The following is a 21,742-nucleotide window of genomic DNA, read 5'->3' as shown; positions in this document are numbered from 1 at the left end:
GGAACATAATTCACCCGTACGTCCCATTACCCTTTCATCTTCCTCCGATACTCGGTCGGGGACATGCCGATCTCCTTCCGAAACACCCTCGAGAAGTACAACGAGTCCCCGTACCCGAGCTTCGCTCCGATTTCTTTGGCGCTCCACGCGGAAAGGTCGAGATAGGTGCACGCTTGCTGCATCTTCAGCCTCGTGAAGTAATGCAGCGGCGAGGCGCCGGTCACGCGCTTGAACACGGCCGAATAATGAGAGCGCGATAGATTCGCCTGCTCCGAGAGCTGACGTAAGCTCAAGTTGGAGCCAAGATGCAGCATCATGTATTGGATGGATCGCTCGACCGTCTCCTTCGACGAGTCGTCTCCGCCCGGCGTACGCTGCATGGCTAGAAAGCTTAACAGCTGCTGCAGCTGCTGATTCGCGAAGAGGCAATGCGCGAGCGAATACCCCTGCCGCGACAGGAGCTCGTAGCACGGTTGGAACCATTCGATGAGGCGCACCGCATCCCGTCCGGACACCTGCAGCGTATGGCTCTCGAGCGGGAGCAGGTCGACGAAATCCCGGGCCGACTCCCCCCGGAAATGAACCCAATAGATGCTCCATGGATTGTCCTCGGATGCCCCGTACCGATGCTTCGCGCCGGGAGGCAGCACGACGACGTCGTACTTCCCCACCTCTTTCCGTTTCTCCTCTCCGACTTGAATCCAGCCGGCGCCGCCGACGCAGAGCATAAGGATGTACGCATCGCAGCCGTCGGGTCGTTCGCGATAGTGATATTTTGCATGCGGGAAGTAACCGATGTCCGTCGCGAAGAGCGGCCGGAGGAGCGGATGGCTCGACAGCTCTCGGATGCGCGACTCGGGCAAGACGAGGATTTTCTCCGAATCGAACCCCTCTCTTTTCCGCACCTCGGCATCCCCCTTCGATTTCCGACCCGACGCCCGGATGATCGGGCGATCGGATTATTGTCCATATGCTTAGTATGATTGTGAATTTTAAAACACGCCGCACAGGAAGTAAAGTGAAGGCATACGCACAATTCGCAGGGAAGAGGAGAGATTCGTATGCGGTTGATTGGGAAAACGGCGATCGTCACGGGAGCCGGAAGAGGCATCGGGAGAGGCATCGCGATCGAATTCGCGAAGGAAGGCGCGACGGTAATCGTAGCAACGCTGGTCGAGGAGGAAGGCAGGCAAGTCGTCCAGGAAATCGCGGATCAGGGGGGAAGGGCCGTATTCGTACAAGTCGATGTCGCCTCCGAGGACAGCGTGCGGGATATGGTTCGGCAGGCGGCAGAGGCCTATGGGGGGATCGACGTGCTGGTGAACAATGCCGGCATTACGTTGTTTAAGCCGCTGCTGGAGGCGACGCTCGAGGATTGGGACGCGGTCATGAACATCGACCTGCGCGGCGTGTTTCTATGCAGCAAATACGTCGCGGCGGAGATGACGAAGCGAGGCGCGGGCGCAATCGTGAACATCTCGTCGAATCATGCGAAGGCGACGCTGCCGGATACGGAGCTGTACGCGGCGGCGAAAGCGGGGGTGAACGGGCTGACGCGCAGCATGGCGCTCAGCCTCGGCAAGTCCGGCATTCGGGTGAACGCGATCTGCCCGGGCTTTACGGATACGCCGCATTACCGCGCGTGGCTCGAAAGCCAAGGCAACGCCCGCGAGATCGAACAAGAGGTCGCCTGGCTGCACGCCGGGAGCCGTATCGCCTCGCCCTCGGACATCGGCAAGCTCGCGATATACTTGGCGTCGGACGAGGCGGAGATGGTGACGGGCGCGGAAATCGTCATCGACGGCGGATTGTCGGCGCGTCTATACCATTCCAGACTTTGTTAAGCGGGGAGGCGAGCGGGATGGGGATGCTGCGGGACGGCGTGACGGTAAAACCCGCGGTTCATGCGGGGTGGAAGGCGGTCGAGTTGGCATCGAGGACGATCCGAGCCGTCGTCGTCCCGGAGCTGGGCGCGAAGATCGTCTCGCTGCGGTACTTGCCGACGGGGAAGGAATGGTTGATCGACCCCGGGGCGAGAGCGCTTCGAAAGCCGGACTACGGCTCCGCCTTCGCGGAGGCGGATATGAGCGGGTGGGATGAATGCTTCCCTACGATCGATGCGTGCGCATATCCGGCGGATGGGGCGTACGCCGGCCGACCGCTGCCCGATCACGGCGAGCTATGGTCGCTTCCTTGGAGCGCCGACCTTCAAGAGGGCTCGCTCGTCTGCACGGTCGCGGGTCGCGCGCTGCCGTACGCGTTCAAGCGGCGGATGTTCTTCGCGGCGGACGGCACGCTGCGGTTGGAGTATACGGTCGAGAATCGAGGCGCGGAGCCGCTGGCGGCGTTATGGACGGCGCATCCCCAATTCCGGGTGACGGAGCATACGCGCATTCGCCTGCCCCGTTCGGTCGACCGGCTGCTCTGCGTCTACGGAGGACGGACGATGAAGGCGGGGAAGCGGCACGCGTGGCCGGAAGGGCTCGATCGGATCGGTCCGGCGGAACGGCGGGATTCGCGCAAGCTGTATGTAGACGGTCCGGTGGATCGCGGCTTTGCGGGACTGTACGAAGGCGACGACGGGGAGTATCTCTCGATGGAATGGGCGCCGGAGGAGCTTCCGTACCTCGGCGTCTGGATCGACGAAGGCGGCTTCAACGATCGGGCGGTGTGCGCTCTGGAGCCTAGCAACGGGTTTTACGACAAGCTGTCCGATGCGGCGGCGCGGGGCATGACGCTCCGGATCCCGCCGGACGGCGCCGCGGCATGGCGGCTGGATGTGCGGCTCGGCCGCGGCTCCCCCGGCGAGTTGGGGGACGGCTGACAGGGAAAGCTCCCGCCTATGCTACGATCCGGTGCCTCGACGGCCGGTTTTCTCGCAATAAGGGGGAGCTTTTCCGAATTAACTCTTAATGGCGCCCATCATGATGCCCTTGACGAAGTAGCGCTGAATGAACGGATACACCATCACGATCGGGATCGTCGCGACCATCGTCACCGCCATTCGGATGCTCTCGCCGGAAACGGGAATCCGCTTCGAGCTGTTCGCGAGCTGCTCCGCCTCCGACACCATGGCGCCGGTTTGGAACTGGTTCAAAATTTTGACGAGCACCGCCTGCAGCGTCTTCAGCTCCGGCTTATACGTGTAGATATAAGAATCGTACCAAGAGTTCCAATGCCCGATGCCGACGAACAGCGCGATGGTGGCGAGGACGGGCACGCAGAGCGGCAGGACGATCCGGGCGAAGATCGCCAGATCGTTCGCGCCGTCCATCTTGGCGGACTCCTCGAGCTCGCCCGGCAGCTGCTCCATGTACGTCCGGACCAGAATCATCAGGAAGACGCCGATCAAGCCCGGGAAAATGAACACGCTGAACGTATCGATCAGCCCGAGCGACTTAATGACCATATACGTCGGAATGAGTCCGCCGCCGAAGTACATCGTGAAGATGAAAAACAACGTCAGCGGCCGCCAGAGGATCAGCTTCCGCTTGCTGAGCGAGTACGCCATCATGCTGATGGCGAGCACGGTCAACGGAGTGCCGACGATCGTCCGCAGCACGGTGACGCGGACGGAGAGGAGCAGCTCGTCGTTGCGGAAGATCGAGCGGTAGCTCTCTAGCGAAAATTCGCGCGGCCATAAGTACAAGCCGCCGCGCACCGAGTCGGTGGCATCGTTCAGCGAGACGACGAGAATGTTCCAGAACGGATAGAACGTCACGACGAAGACGGCGGACAAGAACGCATACAGCAAGACGTTGAACGCGTAGTCGGAGAGCGAAGCGTTGCGAAGCATAAGCGAGAAGCCTCCTTCTTGTTAGAACAGCGATTGGTCGTTCAGCTTCTTGGATGCGTAGTTGACCAAGACGACCATCAGGAACGCGACGACGGAGTTGAACAATCCGACCGCGGAGGCGTACGAGAACATAGAGTTCTGCAAACCGTAGCGGAACGAATAGGTCGATAGCACGTCGGAAAAGTCTTGATTCAGCCCGTTGCCGAGCAGGTAATGCTGGTCGAACCCTGCGTTCAGGACGCCGCCGAGCGCCAGAATGAGCAGAATGACGATCGTCGGCTTCAGGTGCGGCAGGGTAATGTACCGAATTTGCTGGAAGCGGTCGGCCCCGTCCACCTTCGCGGCCTCGAACAGCTCCAGGTTGATCGAGGAGATCGCGGCGAGGAAGATGATCGAGTTATAGCCCATCTCCTTCCACGTGTTGCCGAGCGCCACGATCCACCAGAAGTAGCGGCCCTCTTGCAAGAACAGGATGCTCGTATCCGTCAGGTTCAGCCACTTCAGAATGTCGTTGACGATGCCGCCGGAGGACAGCATCGTGACGATGATGTTCGCCGCGATGACCCAGGAGATGAAGTGGGGCAGGTAGGACACGGTCTGCACCGTCTTCTTGAACAGCGCCCCCCGTACCTCGTTCAGCGCGATCGCGATCAGGATCGGGACGGGGAAGGAGATGACGAGCGTAAGCATCGTGGACGCGATCGTGTTGCGCATGATTTTGTAGAAGTCGCCGTTCCGGAAGAAGTATTGAAACCAGTCCATGCCGACGAATTCGCTCTGGAACAGCTTGGTCCAGAAGCCGCCGAGAGACGGCTGATAGTTGACGAAAGCCATGTACAGGCCGGCCATCGGCAAGTAGCAGAAGAAGATCGCCCAAAGCAAGGCCGGCAGCAGCATCAGCAGCAGGTAGCGCTGTTCGACGACCAGCGTTTTCCAATTCCGCCGGCGTTCCGTCTTCGTTCGTTGAGGGGAAATCGTTACCGCAGGTTCCATGTGAGCACCTCGTTCGATGGGGATGAAGAAATTATACGGGTTGCGGAAAAGCGCTCTCAATAATACAATGTGTGGATTCATACGGGAAAACGTCTAATCTTCAACAAGGAGCGATGCGAAATGAATACGATCTTCCTCGTCGAGGACGAGGTCGTGGAATTGGAGCTCCTGCAGGAGCATATCGCGTGGGAGGACATGGGCCTAACGGTCGTCGGCGCCGCGCGGAACGGGAAGCGGGCGTGGGCGCAAATTCAGGAGCTGCAGCCGGACATCGTGCTGACGGACGTCCGCATGCCGATCATGGACGGGCTGCGGCTCGCGGCGCTCGTGCAAGAGAGTTTCGATTGGATGAAGGTCGTGTTCCTCAGCGGGCACGACGAGTTCGCTTACGTGAAGTCGGCATTAGAATCCGGGGCGGTCGGCTACCTGCTGAAGCCGATCGATCCGGGGGAGCTCGCGAACGTCATGGCGAGGGTGAAGGACGAGGTGAAGAAGGCGCGGCTGCTTCGACGTTCGAAGCAAGCGTTGATCGAGAGGCAGGTCGAGACGCTGCTGACGGCCGACGATCCGGAGCGCCGACGGTCGGCCTGGGCCGAGCTGACGGGCGTCGAACCGGCGTACCGCGATCGTCTCTTCGAGGGCGGGGTGCTGACCTGCGCGGACGCCGCCTCGGACTCGATCGATCGACTCGCGCGGGAAGCGCTCGAGCCGATCGGCGATGACGTCGTCGTCGCGACGTCCGGAGAGGGCGAACGCTTTATTGCGATATCGGTAAGCGCTTCCAACGGGTCGGCGTGGGAACGGCTGACCGCCGCCTTCGCCGAGCGGGCGCTCCGCGCGACGGTCGGCGTGTGCGACCGCGCAAGCTTGTTGTCGGACGCGCCCGGCATGCTTGCGGAGGCGAGGCTGGCGGCGGAGTGCCGCTTCCACGACGGTCTCGGTCGCATCTACCGCTCCGGCGACGCGTCGCTTCCGCAGGATGCGGAGCAGGCCGGGAATCCGGAGGAGGCGGAAGACGACGGCATAGACGACCTACCTTCGAAGATGAATCCGCGGGAGCTGCCCGACCTGCTTGCGGCGATCGAGGCGGCGTTCGATCGAATGGCCGAGCGGCGCGCGCCGCGCGCGTTCGTGAGCGAGCGGGCGGCGGCGTGGCTGCGAGGCTTGTCCGCCGAGCTCGAGAAGTACGAGGATTGGCCGGAGCGGGGGCTCGGCGGCTTCGAGGCGTGGCGCCGGACGATCGAGACGCGTCAGACGATCGGCGAGGTGAAGTCGTACGTCGTCTCGCTGCTTCGAGACGTCTGCGAGTATGTCGCGGATAAAGCGCAAGACCGGCACGCGCAGATCGTGACGGAGGTCGCGGCGTACTTGGATGCGCATTACGCCGAGCCGCTGACGATCGAATCGCTGGCCGGGAAGGTATACCTGTCCCCGAATTACTTGCGCTCGCTCTTCAAGGAGAAGCGGGGCGTTACGATTCACGATTACTTGACGTCGGTCCGCCTGCAGCGCTCGCTGGAGCTGCTGCGCGATCGATCGCTGAAGATCAAGGACGTCGCGGGCTGCGTCGGGTACGATAACACGTCTTATTTCTGTTCGCTGTTCTATAAAACCCAAGGGGTCACGCCGAATGAGTATCGCAAGAAGTTTCTATAGACTCTTGGATGCGGTCCGCAAGCGGATGAGCAATCAGCGGCTGCGAAGCAAGCTGTTCGTCGTCTACTTGCTCGTCACGATCCTGCCGATCTCGTTCTTGGTCGCCTATTCGTTCCATACGGTGAAGGAGCAGCTGACGCGGCAGGCCGTGGACAATATCGGCAGCACGATCGATCAAATTAACAACAATATCCAGAACAAGCTGAGCATGTACTCGCAGATCGCCACGCTGATCTACATGGATGAACAGATGCGCAATTATTTGTCCTACCGGTACGAGAAGAACGACTTGCATTACCTGGACGCATACGACTACATCAACGATTCGCTTTATAAGATGCTTGCGATGAACCCGAATATGAAGTCGATCTCGATCTATACGGAAAATAAGACGCTGCATTCGGACGGTTTTTTTATTAAATACATGGACGACTTCCCCGAGCGCTTGCGCGAGGAGACGTTCGCGGCGGAAGGAAATATTACGTCGTTCCTGACGCGGGCGGCCGACGGGGAGAAGACCGTGACGCTGGCGCGCTCGCTCAATTATCTCAGCCTCAACTTCCCGTACGGCATCCTGACGATGGAAATTTCGGAACGAGAGCTGTACTCGCTTATCGAGAAAGAGACCCAGAACAAGACGATTCTGCTCGCGGACGAACGCGGGGACATCATTACTTCGGGCCTGGAAAATAAGGCGATCGCGAACGTCTCCGAGCTGGACGTGTCGAAGACGGAGTTTATGATCGTGACGAAGACGCTGCCGAACGGGTGGCGGACCGTCGTCCTGCTGCCGTACGCCACCTTGCTGGGGGACGCGCAGAAGGCGTCGACGAACATGCTCCTCATCTCGCTCGCGTGCATCGGCGCCGCGATTCTGCTCATCTTCTTCACGAGCCGATTCATGACGAAGCGGATCGAGACGCTGCTGCAGCTTATCCGCAAGGTCGAACGCGGCACGTTCGAGCTTCCCGACCGCGCGATGGGCAATGACGAGATCGGGCAGCTGTCGATCGCGCTGAAGCGAATGGCCTTAACGATTCAAGATTTGATCCATGACGTGTACAAGAAAGAGCTGCTGAGGAACGAAGCGGAGATGACCAGCCTGCAAGCTCAAATTACGCCTCACTTCCTGTACAACACGCTCGCTTCGATCTCCGCGCTCGCGATCAAGCACAAGACGCCGCACGTGCACCGAATGGCGGACGAGCTGGCGCGGTTTTACCGCATCTCGCTGAACAAGGGCAAGAAGTGCATTACGCTCGGGGACGAGCTGAAGCTGACCAAGCATTACGTCTCCATTCAGAAAACGAGGTTCGAAGGCATGTTCCGCATCCACTATGCGCTCGACGAATCGTTATTTCCGTACACGACGCTGAAGCTGATCATTCAGCCGTTCATCGAGAACAGCATCAATCACGCGATCTGGGACGACGAAGCCGCGATCAACATCGTCGTGCGGCTGGCGGAGGACGGAGACGACGTTCTCATCTCCGTCGTCGACGACGGCGCGGGCATGCCGCGAGAGACGGCGGAGCGGCTGCTGGCGCATGCCGAAGACTCGGACGAGCCGCCCGCGGGGTACGGCATCTACAACGTGAACCGGCGCATTCGGTTGGCGTACGGGGAACGTTACGGGGTCGAGCTGCACAGCCGGCTCGGCATCGGGACGGCGGCGCGCATCCGCATTCCGAAGACGACGCGGTTTCTATGAAAGACGTTTTCCGATACGATTCGTTATTTTGTTTTATAGATAACCGACAGATCGGGTAGGTACAATGGGTCCACAGCGATTGGAACCGCTGTCAACTCACTGGAGGAGGAATAAAGATACGATGAAGGCACAGGGTCGTTTCCATTTCAGATTGGCGATCATACTGGCGGTGATCGCGGCCATGCTGGCCGCTTGCAGCGGCGGCGGCGCAGCCCCCGAGAACGGCGCGTCCGGCGACGGGGGGACGGGCGGTACGGGAGGCGCGGGCGCTTCGGACGAAGGCGAAGGGGGCGCGCCCGATACGAGTCCGGTCACGTTCACGTTCTTCGACAAGAACGTCGGCGACAAGTTCGACAATCCGGTCGCGAAGGCGATCACCGAGAAGACCGGCGTATCCCTCGAAATCCAGCAGCCGACGGGCAATCCTTCGGAGAAGCTGAACTTGATGCTGGCGAGCAACGACTTGCCGGATTTCCTCGCGATCGGCCGCGGCGACATTCTCGACAAGTATATCGCCGCGGGCGCGCTCATGCCGCTGAACGACTTAATCGACCAACACGGTCCGAACATTAAGGAAATGTACGGCGACATGCTGAACAAGACGAGGTCGGCGGACGGGAAAAACTACTATCTCGCCAACTGGTACGGTCTCGAGCAATATCCGGTCTTCGGATTTCTGATGCGGATGAACGTCATGAAGGAGCTCGGCGCCGGCGACAAGGTCAATAACGGCGAGGCGTTCACGTCCGACGAGTTCGTGGCGCTGCTGAAAGCGTATCAAGCGAAAGCGCCGGCGGTCGACGGCAAGCCGGCGTACGCGATGACGTTCAACGGCGAAAACATGGGGGCCATCACCGGCACGTTCAAGGGCATGTTCGGCATTCGCCCGTACTACGAGACGGACGCGGGCCTTGCGAGCGACGTCAGAGATCCGAAATACATCGAAATGATCAAATTCATGAACTCCCTGTACCGCGACGGCCTCATCGATCCGGAATGGGCGACGAACAAGACGCAGCAATACGAGCAGAAGCTCGCGAGCGGCGCGTTCTTCTCCACGGCGGACGCGTTCTGGAATCTCGGCAAGCCGAACACGATCTTGAAGGAAGAAGCCGCGGACGCGGCCGCGCAGGACGAAGCGCAGTTTTACCCGTATAAGGTCGTCGCGCCGGGCGTCGATCCGAAGGAGACGACGTACGGTCCGAAGAGTTCGCTCGGTTGGGACGGCATCGGCATCTCGAAGAGCAATAAGGATCCTGTCCGCGCGATTCAATTCCTCGACTTCCTGGCAAGCGAGGAAGGGCAGTATTTGATGATGTGGGGCGTCGAAGGCGTTCATTGGGACATGAAGGACGGCAAGCATACGCCTCGTCCCGAAGTGCTCGAAGGCTTCAAGAAGGACTGGGCCAATTATTCCAAAGAAACGGGCATCCGGAAGTGGACGTGGGCGATCAAGAACGGTCCGGGCTCCGACGGCACGCCGTACGACTTGATCGGGCGTTACGAGACGGATCCGGTATCCAGCCTCGCGATCAAGAACTTGGCCGACTCCTCCTTCGATACGGCGCCTTACGACAACCTGGGACCGGCCGGCGGCACGCCGGAAGCGATCATGCAGCAGAAGGTGAACGAGACGTCCTCGAAGTATTTCCCGAGAATGGTTATGGCGCCGTCCGAAGCCGAGGCGGTCGCGTTGTACGAGACGATGATGAAAGAGCTGGAGACGGCGGGGCTGGCCGAACTCGAAGCCATTTACACGAAAAACTACAACGAGCGCAAAGAGCTTTGGAAATAAGCGCGTTGCCGTCGGAGGGATAGAGCGTGGCGATTACCGTACACGAGGATTTGCGGCTGTTCGAGATTCAAACCTCCCGGACGTCCTACGTCTTCGGGTTGAACGAACGAGGCATTCTGCACCAACTGCACTGGGGAGAGCGGATCGTCGGGCGCGAGAGCGCCCTTCGGATCCGCAGCGTCCACCACAGCTCGTTCGACGCCGAGGTGGAGCGCGAGTACGAAGAGTACAGCTTCTGGGGCGGCGTAGGGTACGTCGAGCCGAGCTTGAAGGTTCGCTTCGCCGACGGCGTGCGCGATCTGAAGATGCGGCTCGAGGGCTGGCGCGTCGATTCGGGAGACGACGCTTCGGAGGGAGCCGAGCGCTTGGTCGTCACGATGAAGGACGTGCGCTACCCGCTGACGGTGCACCTATATTATCAGGCGTTCCCGGGGCTCGACCTGATCGAGCGGTACGCCGAGGCCGTGAACGACGGCCTTGAAGACATCGCGCTGGAATCGTTCCAATCGGCCGCCTGGTCGCTCCCCGCGCGTCCGCAATATCGGATGACGCATGTGACCGGCCGCTGGGCCGGCGAGTTCCAGCTGCGGGAGACGCTGCTGTCGGAGGGCAAGAAGACGATCGAATCGCGCAGAGGCTTCACCGGACCGCATGCGAATCCTTGGTTCGCGATCGACGGCGGCGACGCGACGGAGCGGTCGGGCGACGTCTGGTTCGGCGCGCTCGGCTGGAGCGGGAACTGGAGCGTCGTCGCGGAGAAGTCGAGCTTCGGCCACGTCCGGGTGACGGGCGGCATGAACGGCTTCGACAGCGAATGGCGGCTCGGTCCCGGAGAGTCGTTCCGGACGCCGGTCTTCGTCGGCGGCTTCACCGGCGCGGGTTTCGGCGGCATGAGCCGAACGCTGCACCGGTACCAACTGGAGCGCGTGCTGCCCTCGCGGAAGCTTCGCAAGGTGCTGTACAACTCCTGGGAGGCGACGACATTCGACGTGACGGCGGAGGGGCAGATGGAGCTGGCCCGAAAGGCCGCGCGCCTAGGGGTCGAGCGGTTCGTCGTCGACGACGGCTGGTTCGGGGCCAGGAACAGCGATCGCGCGGGGCTCGGCGATTGGACCGTCAATCCGGAGAAGTTTCCGAACGGGCTCGGGGCGTTGATCGAAGAAGTGCACCGGCTCGGCATGGATTTCGGCATCTGGGTCGAACCCGAGTCGGTCAATCCCGACAGCGAGCTGTACCGGAACCATCCCGATTGGGTATACGGCTTCCCGACGCGCGCCGGCACGGAGCTGCGCAATCAGCTGCTGCTGAATCTGTCGCTGCCGGAAGTTCGGGCCTACATTCTGGAGTTCATGACGAAGCTGCTGAGCGAGCATCCGATCGCTTTCGTCAAGTGGGACATGAATCGGACGATCACCGAACCGGGTCTCGGCGCCGCTCTTCCGCCGGATCGGCAGAAGGAAATCTGGATCCGGCACGCGCAGGCGGTCTACGACATCTTGGCCGAGCTGCGGGAGCGATTCCCGAGCGTCGAGTTCGAGACGTGCGCCGGCGGCGGAGGGCGCATCGATCTCGGGATGCTGCGCTTCGCCGATCAAGCGTGGCCGAGCGACAACACGGACGCGTTCGACCGGCTCGCCATCCAAGAGGGCTTCTCGTACGTCTACAGTCCCCGGGTCATGATGTGCTGGGTGACCGATTCGCCCAACGGGCTGAACGGACGCCGGCTGCCGCTGTCGTTCCGGTTCCGCAGCGCGATGACGGGCTCGCTCGGCATCGGCGGCAACCTGAAGGAATGGTCCGACGCGGAGCTGGAAGAGGCGGCGAAGCATATCGCCTTGTATAAGGACATCCGGCCGCTCGTACAAGAGGGCATGCAATACCGTCTATCGACGCTGCGCGATTCCGCGCTCGCCGCGGTGCAATACGTGAACGACGAACGGACGGAGAGCGTGACGTTCGCGTTCCTGCACGCTCAGAGATTCGCCGGACGGCTGCCCGCCCTGCGGCTGCAGGGACTGGACGAGAACAAGCCTTACGAGATTACCGGAATCGGGGATCACGTCATGACGGCGCATGGCAGCACCTTGATGCATGCGGGAATTCCATTGCCGATGCGCGGCGACTTCGACAGTCTCTTGATCCGAATTCGAGCAATGGAGGCGTAAGATGGCGAACAACCGATGGTTTCGCGCCTTAGCGGTCTTGCTGATCCTCGGGATGGGAGTGACGCTGATGTCCGCGGCGCAGCCGACCGCGACCGCGAGCGCGGCCGCGATCGAAGCGAAGGCTATAGCGAAGCCGACCGCGGTTTCGATCGATGAGAAGAACGGGATCGTGACGGCGACGAACGGGACGTATACGATCGTCTACGATCTGGCGACGGGACTCGGAAGCGTCGCTTGGAACGGGCGACTCGCGATACAGGATTTCCACTCGAACTACCGGCTCGCCGGAGCGGAGACGCGGTTCCGCTCCTCCGACCCGGCGACGCGGTCGGCCGAATGGGAGAGCATCGAGGCGAACGGCTACGGCAGCGACGGCGTCCGGCTCACGATCTCGAGCGCGCTCGAAGCCGGCCCGACGATCCGCCTGTCGCTGGAGCTGTACCCGAACCGCTCGTATTTTTTGACAGACTTGACGGTGGAGAGCGAGGATGCGCTGGACGTCGCGATCCTCGAGCCGATCGCCGCGCCCTTCCTCGACATCGAAGCGGGGACGGACCGCCGCATCTTCACGACGCCGTACAGCAACAACTTCGACTTCGGCGTCGCGCCCGTTCACGACTTCGGCCGCAGCCAGAACGGCGCCGATCGATTCGAGGGCGAACAGCTGACGTGGCAGCCGTTCGACGGCGTCAGCCACTGGGTGGCGGCGGTGTTCGACAACGCCGGAGGGCAAGGGCTCGTGGCCGGCGCGGCGACGGCAGTCAACTGGAAGAGCGCGCAGAAGCTCGGCCAGGCGGCGACCGCGAACGGTCCGCTCACCGCATTCAGCGTCTATAACTGGGGCGGTTCGCAGCAGGGGACGGCGATAGCGTCGGACAAATTTTTCTTCGGATATTATGCGGATTACCAAGCCGGTCTCGAGGAGTACGGCAAGGTGTACAATATCGGCGAACCGCGCATGGAGTGGGACGGCGAAGTGCCTGTCGGCTATAACACCTACTATTCCCATTACGGGTATGCGTCCGCGGAAGCGATGTACCCGCTCGTCGATTACATGGCGGAGCATCTGCAGCCGCTCGGCTACGAATACTTCAACCTCGACGGCGGCTTCAACCCGGAGGCGGGGTTGCCGTTCGACGACGGCATGAAGAAGTTCGCGGATTACGTGCACGAGAAGGGGCTGAAGGTAGGCGGCTATCAGACGCCGTTCACGATCTACAACGAATGGTTGGATCTGCCGATTCCCGGCACGCCGTATACGCATCGGGACATCTGCCTGCGCGACGAGAACGGCGAGCTGATCCGTACGTACCTTGGCACGTACGCGATGGACGTGACGCATCCGGGCGCGCAAGTCGCCCTGCGGAGCGCGATTCAGAAGTACATCGATTGGGGCTTCGATTATCTGAAGCTCGACTTCATCGACATGGGTATGTACGACGGAGCGCGGTACGACCCTTCGATGAACGGGATGCAGGCGTATCGGCTCGGCATGGGCATGATCCGCGACACGGTGCTTGCGGCCGACCGTCCGATTTACATCAACGAATCGATCGCTCCGCTGCTTCCCGCCGCCTTCGCGCATGGGAGAAGAGCGGCGTGCGACACGACGATCGGCGTGGACGGCTACTCCGGCCTCGAGCGTCAGGCGTTCAACAGCGCGGCCTCGTGGTGGACGAACGGCACGCTGTACGAATATAACGATGCGGACATGATGCTTCCGGAAAACTTCGCGCAAGGCTTCTGGTACAAGTTCAGCCAGAACGAGGGAAAGCTGCTGGCGACGACCGTCGCGCTCGGCGGCGGGCATTGGCTCGCCGGCGACAACTTCCCGTTCCTCGCGGAAGACCGCATGAGCTTGCTGGAGAACGAGGAGCTGCTGAGGCTCGTCGCGTCCGGCAAGGCGGCGAAGCCGCTCGACCTGCCGAACGTATACCACAAGGGCGAGCGCTCGCCGTCGGTCATTCATTATGTGGACGACAGCGGAGACGCGATCGTCGGGTTGTCGAACTGGAGCGCGACGGAAGAGTTGGACTTGACCGTAGCGTTGGGCGAGTTGGGACTCGATCCGAACGGCAACTACACGTTAACGGAGCTATACAGCGGGCGCAAGCTCGGGAAGGTCAAAGACGAGTTCCGGTATACGCTTCCGCCGAAGGGCACCGCGATCGTCAAGGCGGCGCGGGGCGACGGACAAGGGCATAAGGACGACGACGCACCGGCGAACCTCGCGCTCGGGAAGCCGGCGACCGCGTCGTCGACGTGGAGCGGCGCCGGGTACGAAGCGGCCAACCTGACGGACGGCGATTGGCGGACGCGGTGGAGCGCGGCCGACGGAGCGAAAGACGACCAATGGGTCGAGGTCGACTTCGGCGCGGAGACGGCGGTGAACCGGGTCGTCGTCAAGGAGCATAAAGGCGATTACTTCCAGACCGCCAACTGGGCGCTGCAGTACTGGGATGCCGAGCGGCAACGGTACGTCGACTTGACGAAGGGCTTCACGTTAGGCGACGACAAGGTCATCGACTTCGATACCGTCCGGACGACGAAGCTGCGCCTCTACTTGAAGAGCAACTACATCCTCCCTTCGATCGAAGAGGTAGAAGCCTATTATATCGAAGGAAACGGCGGTCCGGTGCTCGTCCAGGACAACAGCGGCGCGCCGTACGGCGCCTACTCGGACATTCGCGCGCAGGTGCGGCGGATGCAGGTGTTTACGCTCAAGCACAGCGATCTGCCCAAGCTGGACGTGTACATTTATGAAAGCTACGTCAATGCCGTTCCGGCGGACGCGTACTTTTTCGACATCGTGACCTTGGACGCGAACGACGAGCCGTTGGACACGTTGTTCACCGCTTCGCTTCCGGCGTACAACATTCCGGGTTCGGTCAGTCCGTACTCCATCTACCCGAAATTGAAGGACCTCGATACGAGCATCCGATACGGACTCGTCCTGAGGTCCCCGAAATCGGCGGATACGGGCTCGACGGACAATCAATACGGCTTCGCGTACAATGACGAGAATTCCTATCCGGACGGATACGAACGGCTGTCGTTGGACGGCGGGAAAACCTGGATCACGGAAAACGGCGGCCGGCGCGACCTGGTGTTCAGCTTATATTCAAAACAATAATACGTTACGAATCGCGGGAAGACCGCATCCTCGGCGGAGGGTGCGGTCTTTTCCCGCTGAAAAGGTAAAAGAAGTTGCGCCCGAAGTCAAACCTTCGGCCTACGAAAACGTGCGGGAACCCCGATATAATAGGAAACAAGCGAAAGACGCGTGGGAGGAGACGCCATGGAATGGTATCCGGTAGCCGCGACTGTAGACATACCGGAAGGCACGTCGAAGATCGTAGAGGTGAAGGGGCGCTCTATCGGCGTCTATAACGTGAACGGCGAGTACTACGCGATACAAAATTATTGCCCGCATCAGGGCGCGGAGCTGTGCGCCGGGCCCGTGTGCGGGACGACGCTCGAGTCGCGAGTGTACGAGTTTATTTACGGCCGCGACCGGGAGATCGTCCGTTGCCCGTGGCACGCTACATCGCGCCGATCTCCCGCATGCGTTCCTCCGTCAGCGCCTTGTTGCTTGAAGCTGACGGCCAGCGTTCACTGTCGGCGCGGTGTGCCGCTTCCGGTCCGTCTCGTTCCACATCTTGGCCGCGGCTTCGCATTCGTTCCGTTCCTTGACGCCCCGCTTCACCCAGGCGACGACCGCAACAGGTTACCGATGGAAGGCGTAAGAACATTCAAGCAACGAACGGAAAACCTCCTATAGACTCGCGGTTCGACTCGGAATACGGGCGATCGCGAATCTGGAAGGAGGTTTTTTTCGTTATGTTCAGACCTGACGATGGGATATCATTATATGTCCCTAAACATGACGCGTTTATCCATTAATTAACGGCGTATATGTATTGCTTTAGCTATAATGTACAACGCCTTTCGAGATTCTTGGTCGCTTTGACCAATGACAATCCGTCCGCGGCGTTGATAACATGTTAGTGTACATCACGCATAGGGGACGTCGATGTAACAAGGTTTATAAGGCGGGGATCAAAGTGGAACGGGGGCGATTCACATAAGAGCTTATTTGCTCAAATACATCATGCAGTTCATCCCGGTACTGTTTATTATTTCGTCGGTCATCTTCGCGTTGCTCTATTTGACCGGGGATCCGGTCGCGCTCATGATTTCGGATCAAGCGACGCCCGAGCAGATCGCGGAGCTGCGCGAGTCGTTGGGGTTGAATCGTCCCTTCTACGTCCAATACGGAATCTATATGTTGAACCTTCTTCAAGGGGACTTCGGCATCTCCTACGTTTACCGCGAGGATGCGCTGACCATCGTCCTCGAACGATTGCCGAGCACCCTGCTGCTCGGATCGGCCTCCATCGCGTTCGCGATCGTAATTTCCGTCCCCTTGGGGGTGCTCTCCGCCATTAAGAAAAATACTTTCGTCGATTTGTTGATCTCGGGATTTTCGGTCGTCGGCAAGGCGATCCCGAATTTCTGGCAAGCGATCATGCTGATTCTGCTGTTTTCCATCACGCTGCAGCTGTTCCCGGTTTCCGGCGAAGGGTCGTGGAAGCACTTGGTTCTTCCCGCGATTACGCTAGGGAGCGGAGCGGCGGCGGAGATCGCTCGATTGATTCGATCCAGCATGCTCGACGTGTTGAGTCAAGATTATATCCGAACCGCGAAGAGCAAGGGGGTGTCGAATGCGGTCGTGTATTTCCGACACGCCTTCCGGAATTGCTTGCTTCCCGTCGTTACGGTCATGGCGACGCAGGTCGCGGTTCTGTTCGGAGGCGCGGTCATTACGGAGACGGTATTCGCATGGCCCGGGATGGGGCAGCTGCTCGTGAAGGCGATCAGCGTCCGCGATATGTCGGTCGTGCAGGCGGTCGTCTTCGTCAGCGCCATGATCATCATTCTGATGAACTTCCTGGCGGACGTCGCTTATCGGTGGATCGATCCAAGAATCAAGTACGAGTAAGCGAGAGGGGGAATCGCGATGTCGGTGGACGGCACTCGAATCGAGTTGGCGAATCCGTTGCAGCGGGAGAGTGCAAGGTTCGAAGTCCCGGTAAAGGCGAGTACGTTCCTTAGGTGGAGGAAGCTGCTGTTCTCAAGCAAGACCGGCACGGCAGGCTTCGCGATGATCGCCTTGGTCGTCTTGACCGCGGCGCTTGCGCCCTATCTGGCCCCGCACGACCCGGGCGTAATGGATGCGAGGAACACGCTGGCGCCGCCGTTCTGGCTGGAGGGCGGATCGATGGAGCACCCGCTCGGGACCGATAATCTCGGCAGAGATATGCTCAGCCGGATCATCTACGGATCCCGGATCTCGTTGCTCGTCAGCGTCGCGGCAGTAATGATCGCGGGGGCGATCGGCATCTTTCTCGGGATCGTCTGCGGGTATTACGGAGGACGTTGGTTCGACTCTTTGATTATGAGGGTGGTCGACGCGAAGATGGCAATCCCGGGCATCTTGCTGATGTTGGTCATTATCGGCGTATTCGGCACAAGCGTCACGACGCTCATTTTGGTCATCGGACTGACCGAATGGACGGCATATACGCGTTTAATCAGGGGGGAGGTGCTCAGCCTCAAACAGCGGGATTACATCCGGGCCGCGCGCGCGATCGGCACCCGGGATCGGACGATTATGCTGAAGCACATATTGCCGAATATCGTGTCCCTCTGCATCGTCGTCTCCACCTTGACGGTCGGCGGCAATATCGTACTGGAAGCTTCGTTGAGCTTCCTGGGATTAGGGGTCCAACCTCCGATCGTCTCCTGGGGATACATGCTCAACGAAGGAAGGGATCATATCGCCACGAGTTGGTGGATATCGACATTCCCCGGCGTCGCCATCACGGTGACGGTGCTCGGCATTATATTCCTAGGGGATTGGCTGCGCGACGCGTTCGATCCCCGCGTGCAGAGCCGGAGGTCATAACGTAAGGAGGGAGTACAATGTCGAGGCGAGAAGCGCTGTTGGAGGTACGCGAACTAAAGACGTATTATTCGACCGAGACGGGAGTGACTCGCTCCGTGGACGGCGTATCCTTCAAGATCGAACGCGGAGAGGTGCTGGGAGTCGTGGGCGAGTCCGGGTGCGGCAAGAGCGTGATGTCGTATTCGGTCATGGGGTTGGTGGAGGAGCCCGGACGGATCGTCGGGGGAGAAATCATTTTCGAAGGAACGGATCTTGCCAAGCTTTCCAAGGGCGAGTTGAAAAAGCTGCAGGGCAATGCGATGTCCATGATTTTCCAAGAGCCTCTTACGTCGCTGAATCCGCTGCTCACCATCGGTTATCAAATTTCGGAAAATATTATGCTGCATCAAGCCGCGAAGAAGAAAACGGCGAAGCAACGAAGCATCGAGATGCTGCGCAAGGTCGGCATCGCGCGGCCGGAGGCGGTGTTCCGCTCGTATCCGCACGAGCTGAGCGGCGGGATGCGGCAACGCGCGATGATCGCGATCGCCCTCTCTTGCAATCCGAAGCTGCTCATCGCCGACGAGCCGACGACGGCGTTGGACGTCACGATACAAGCGCAAATCTTGCGGCTGATGCAAGAGCTTCGAGACGAAACGCAAGCCTCGATTATGATCATTACCCATGACCTGGGCGTCATCGCCGAGATGGTCGATCGCGTCATCGTCATGTATGCCGGGCAGGTCGTGGAAGAAGGGGACGTGTACGAACTCTTCCGCGCCCCGAAGCATCCGTACACCTTGGGGTTGATTCGGAGCACGCCGCGGCTGGAAGAGACGAGAGTCGAGCTGGATTCGATTCCCGGCACGGTGCCGGCGCCTTCTCGGATGCCGGCAGGGTGCCGGTTCCATCCCCGGTGCGCGTTCGCGGCGAAGCGATGCGCGAGCGAGGCTCCGCCGCTTCGCGAGCTGGGGTCGGGAACGAAGGCGAGGTGCTGGCTGCACGAGGAAGGGGAGGTGAATCTCGTTGACGAACGAAAGCCGGGCGACGCCGTTGCTGGAGGTTGAGGGGTTGAAGGTGTACTTCGACTTGAGCCGGGGGTGGTTCTCTAGAGGGAAGACGGTCCTGAAAGCGGTGGACGGCGTGAGTTTTGCGGTCAATCGAGGAGAGACCTTCGGCATCGTAGGAGAATCCGGCTGCGGGAAATCGACGACCGGCAATGCCATTCTTCGATTGTTGGAGGCATCGGAGGGCGAAATTCGGTTCGAGGGTCAAGACGTAAGAACGTTGTCGTCCGAACAAATGAGGGAGAAGCGCAAGGACATTCAGATGATCTTCCAAGACCCGTTCTCTTCCTTGAATCCGAGGATGAGGGTGGAGGAGCTGATCGCCGAACCGTTGCGAGCTCATAAGGTGCTGGATGGGGAACGGCTTCGCGACAGAGTGTTCGAATTAATGGAGACGGTGGGGCTGAGCCCTTCGTTCGCGCAACGATACCCCCACGAGTTCAGCGGCGGCCAACGCCAGCGCATCGGAATCGCGCGCGCCTTGGCGCTGCGGCCGAAGTTGATCGTATGCGACGAGGCGGTGTCGGCGTTGGACGTATCCATTCAGTCACAGATTTTGAATCTGCTCGTCCGCCTGCAGAAGGAATTCAACCTGACGTATATTTTCATCGGTCACGGGCTGCCTGCGGTGAAGTATGTGAGCGATCGGATCGCGGTCATGTACTTAGGGAAGATCGTGGAGATCGCGGGTAAGGAGCAGTTGTTCCGGCAACCGAAGCATCCATACACGGAAGGGCTGCTCTCTTCCGTCCCGATCTCGGATCCGTCGCAGCGTATAGGCGGGAGGAAGGCGATCTTGCAGGGAGATATGCCGAGTCCGACCGCGCCGCCGCCCGGCTGTAGATTTCACACGCGCTGTCCTTATGCGGTAGAGCGCTGCTCCCTCGAGGAGCCCCCGCTGAAGGAGGTGGAAGGGGAGGGGCGATTCGTCGCCTGTCACGAGCCGTTGGGGGGATGGAGCTGGCATGCGTCGTAGATGAAGGAATCTATAAAAAGTGACCGGGGGAGTGGAGTATGAAAAAGAGATCCTTATCCAGGTGGGGAACGCGGGCGTCGGCGATCGCGCTGCTGCTGCTCGCGGCTTGCGGCGGTCAGGGCGGCGCGAACGAATCGGCTTCGGAGCCGGCGGCTGCGGGAGCGGCGGAATCGGGGGAGGTCCTGACGATCGCCTTGAGTCAGGACGTGGACACTTTCGATACGCACAATACGACGGCCATCTCGACGGAAGCCGTCATGGTAAATCTACAAAGCTATTTATTGAAGAGGGATCATGACAGCAAGGTGCAGCCGCATCTGGCGGAATCGTACGAAAGCGTAGACGACGTAACGTGGGCGTTCGCGCTGAAGGAAGGCATTACGTTCCATAACGGAGATCCGTTAACGTCGGAGGACGTGAAGTTTTCCTTGGAGCGCGTCGCCTTGGACAACAAGTTGGTGCAGCACCAAAACTATAAGACGATCAAAGAAGTGGAAATTATCGACGAGACGCGCTTTAACATTATTACCAACGGTCCGGACCCTGTGCTCCCGTACCGAATCGCCCGAGAAGCGTCCGGCATCTTTCCGAAAAAATATATCGAGGAAGTCGGCTGGGAAGGGTATTTGAAGCATCCGGTCGGAAGCGGTCCCTACGAATTCGTGGAGTGGCGCAAGGGCGATCGATTGGTGCTGAGTAAATACGACGATTATTTCGCAGGCGACGTCGCGCAGTGGGATACCGTCGTATTCCGGACGATCATCGAAAACTCGACCCGGATCGGGGAGGCGTTGACCGGCGGCGTCGATATCGCGTCGAACATTCCGCCGACCGACTTGGAGAGGGTCGAGAATAACGACGGCACGACGATCGTTCCAAACGACACGACGACCGTTATGATGCTGATGGTGAATCAAAATCCGGAATTCAAGACGTCGGACCCCAAAGTTCGCGAGGCGATCGACTACGCGATCGATAAGCAGGCGTTGATCGATAAGTTTACGGACGGGACGGCAGCGCCGACCCGCACGCGGATCGTGCCCGGCGTACCCGGATTCGAGGAAAGCTTATACAACACTTCCCGCTACGATCCGGAGCGTACGAGGCAGCTGCTCGAGGAAGCCGGTTACGGCGAGGGCAATCCGTTGGAGATTACGTACACGGCTTCGCAGGGCCGTTCGTATGCGGACAGCGAAATGGCGCAGATGATTACGGGTATGTTGGAGGCCGCGGGCATCAAGGTGAACCTGCAGCTTCTGGAAGCGAGCCAATACGTGGATGTTCGCACCAACGGTAAGAACGCCGAGCTGCTCGGCACGGGGTGGAACAATACGATGTTCGACCCGTCGCTGGCCTTGATTCATTTCCATTCTACCTACAACCCCAAGGGGTTCGGCTACAACAATCCGCTCGTCGACGAATTGTTGGATCGGGCGGCCGTAAACATGAATCCGGAAGAGCGGGCGGAACAGTACAAAGAGGTTCAGCGGATCGCGGCCGAGGAGCTGCCTTACATCTACTTGTACCGCAGCAACGAATATTACTCCGTCGGCGACGACATCGAATTTACGCCGCGCGTCGACTCTATGTTCTACGTGGAAGAAATCAAGAGCAAATAAAGACGACTTCTGGAGGT

At 60.0% G+C, this 21,742-nt stretch carries 16 protein-coding genes; 13 read left to right on the top strand and 3 right to left on the bottom strand.

The features are described from left to right. Positions 1-26: 26 nt before the first annotated feature. On the bottom strand, positions 27-905 hold the full coding sequence (locus FE782_RS01500) for an AraC family transcriptional regulator (RefSeq protein WP_238392297.1): 879 nt from the start codon (positions 903-905) through the stop codon (positions 27-29). A 156-nt stretch (positions 906-1,061) separates the two neighbouring features. Between FE782_RS01500 and FE782_RS01495 the strand changes: the two genes are divergently transcribed. Next, complete coding sequence (locus FE782_RS01495; RefSeq protein ID WP_138191780.1) at positions 1,062-1,844, top strand: SDR family NAD(P)-dependent oxidoreductase; 783 nt, start codon at positions 1,062-1,064, stop codon at positions 1,842-1,844. Positions 1,845-1,861: 17 nt separating this feature from the next. Continuing rightward, a complete protein-coding gene (locus FE782_RS01490; protein ID WP_138191778.1) occupies positions 1,862-2,824 on the top strand; it encodes an aldose epimerase family protein in 963 nt (320 codons plus the stop codon). Between the two features lie 78 nt (positions 2,825-2,902). Here FE782_RS01490 and FE782_RS01485 read toward each other — a convergent pair whose 3' ends face one another. Together FE782_RS01485 and FE782_RS01480 are read right to left on the bottom strand one after the other, a co-directional pair. Then, complete coding sequence (locus FE782_RS01485; RefSeq protein ID WP_138191776.1) at positions 2,903-3,796, bottom strand: carbohydrate ABC transporter permease; 894 nt, start codon at positions 3,794-3,796, stop codon at positions 2,903-2,905. A 21-nt stretch (positions 3,797-3,817) separates the two neighbouring features. Continuing rightward, entirely contained in the window at positions 3,818-4,789 is a 972-nt protein-coding gene (locus FE782_RS01480) for an ABC transporter permease (RefSeq protein WP_138191774.1), read from the bottom strand. A gap of 120 nt (positions 4,790-4,909) precedes the next feature. On the opposite strand from FE782_RS01480, the gene FE782_RS01475 reads away from it, so the two are divergent. The 11 genes from FE782_RS01475 to FE782_RS01425 all read left to right on the top strand — a co-directional run bounded on the left by FE782_RS01475 (position 4,910) and on the right by FE782_RS01425 (position 21,725). Continuing rightward, positions 4,910-6,445: a response regulator transcription factor gene (locus tag FE782_RS01475; protein WP_138191772.1), complete on the top strand. Its 1,536-nt coding sequence runs from the start codon at positions 4,910-4,912 to the stop codon at positions 6,443-6,445. After that, complete coding sequence (locus FE782_RS01470; protein ID WP_138191770.1) at positions 6,420-8,156, top strand: sensor histidine kinase; 1,737 nt, start codon at positions 6,420-6,422, stop codon at positions 8,154-8,156. The genes FE782_RS01475 and FE782_RS01470 overlap by 26 nt, the downstream gene beginning before the upstream one ends. 121 nt (positions 8,157-8,277) lie before the next feature. After that, on the top strand, positions 8,278-9,951 hold the full coding sequence (locus tag FE782_RS01465; RefSeq protein WP_138191768.1) for an ABC transporter substrate-binding protein: 1,674 nt from the start codon (positions 8,278-8,280) through the stop codon (positions 9,949-9,951). Between the two features lie 26 nt (positions 9,952-9,977). Then, complete coding sequence (locus tag FE782_RS01460; protein WP_138191766.1) at positions 9,978-12,116, top strand: alpha-galactosidase; 2,139 nt, start codon at positions 9,978-9,980, stop codon at positions 12,114-12,116. A 1-nt stretch (position 12,117) separates the two neighbouring features. After that, positions 12,118-15,249, top strand: a complete 3,132-nt coding sequence (locus tag FE782_RS01455) for a discoidin domain-containing protein (RefSeq protein ID WP_238392296.1) — start codon at positions 12,118-12,120, stop codon at positions 15,247-15,249. A 165-nt stretch (positions 15,250-15,414) separates the two neighbouring features. Further along, positions 15,415-15,897, top strand: a complete 483-nt coding sequence (locus FE782_RS32535; RefSeq protein WP_202914461.1) for a Rieske (2Fe-2S) protein — start codon at positions 15,415-15,417, stop codon at positions 15,895-15,897. 303 nt (positions 15,898-16,200) lie between these two features. After that, positions 16,201-17,118: an ABC transporter permease gene (locus FE782_RS01445; protein WP_138191764.1), complete on the top strand. Its 918-nt coding sequence runs from the start codon at positions 16,201-16,203 to the stop codon at positions 17,116-17,118. Positions 17,119-17,136: 18 nt separating this feature from the next. Next, positions 17,137-18,084, top strand: a complete 948-nt coding sequence (locus FE782_RS01440) for an ABC transporter permease (protein WP_138191762.1) — start codon at positions 17,137-17,139, stop codon at positions 18,082-18,084. Positions 18,085-18,101: 17 nt separating this feature from the next. Next, complete coding sequence (locus FE782_RS01435; RefSeq protein ID WP_138191760.1) at positions 18,102-19,130, top strand: ABC transporter ATP-binding protein; 1,029 nt, start codon at positions 18,102-18,104, stop codon at positions 19,128-19,130. Beyond that, on the top strand, positions 19,090-20,106 hold the full coding sequence (locus FE782_RS01430; protein ID WP_138191758.1) for an ABC transporter ATP-binding protein: 1,017 nt from the start codon (positions 19,090-19,092) through the stop codon (positions 20,104-20,106). The genes FE782_RS01435 and FE782_RS01430 overlap by 41 nt, the downstream gene beginning before the upstream one ends. A 38-nt stretch (positions 20,107-20,144) precedes the next feature. Next, a complete protein-coding gene (locus FE782_RS01425; RefSeq protein ID WP_138191756.1) occupies positions 20,145-21,725 on the top strand; it encodes an ABC transporter substrate-binding protein in 1,581 nt (526 codons plus the stop codon). Positions 21,726-21,742 lie beyond the last annotated feature (17 nt).

The sequence above is a fragment of the Paenibacillus antri genome (genome assembly GCF_005765165.1).
Lineage (GTDB): Bacteria > Bacillota > Bacilli > Paenibacillales > YIM-B00363 > Paenibacillus_AE > Paenibacillus_AE antri.
Note: the sequence above shows the minus strand (reverse complement) of the source record. Positions and strands in the feature narration are given on the sequence as shown.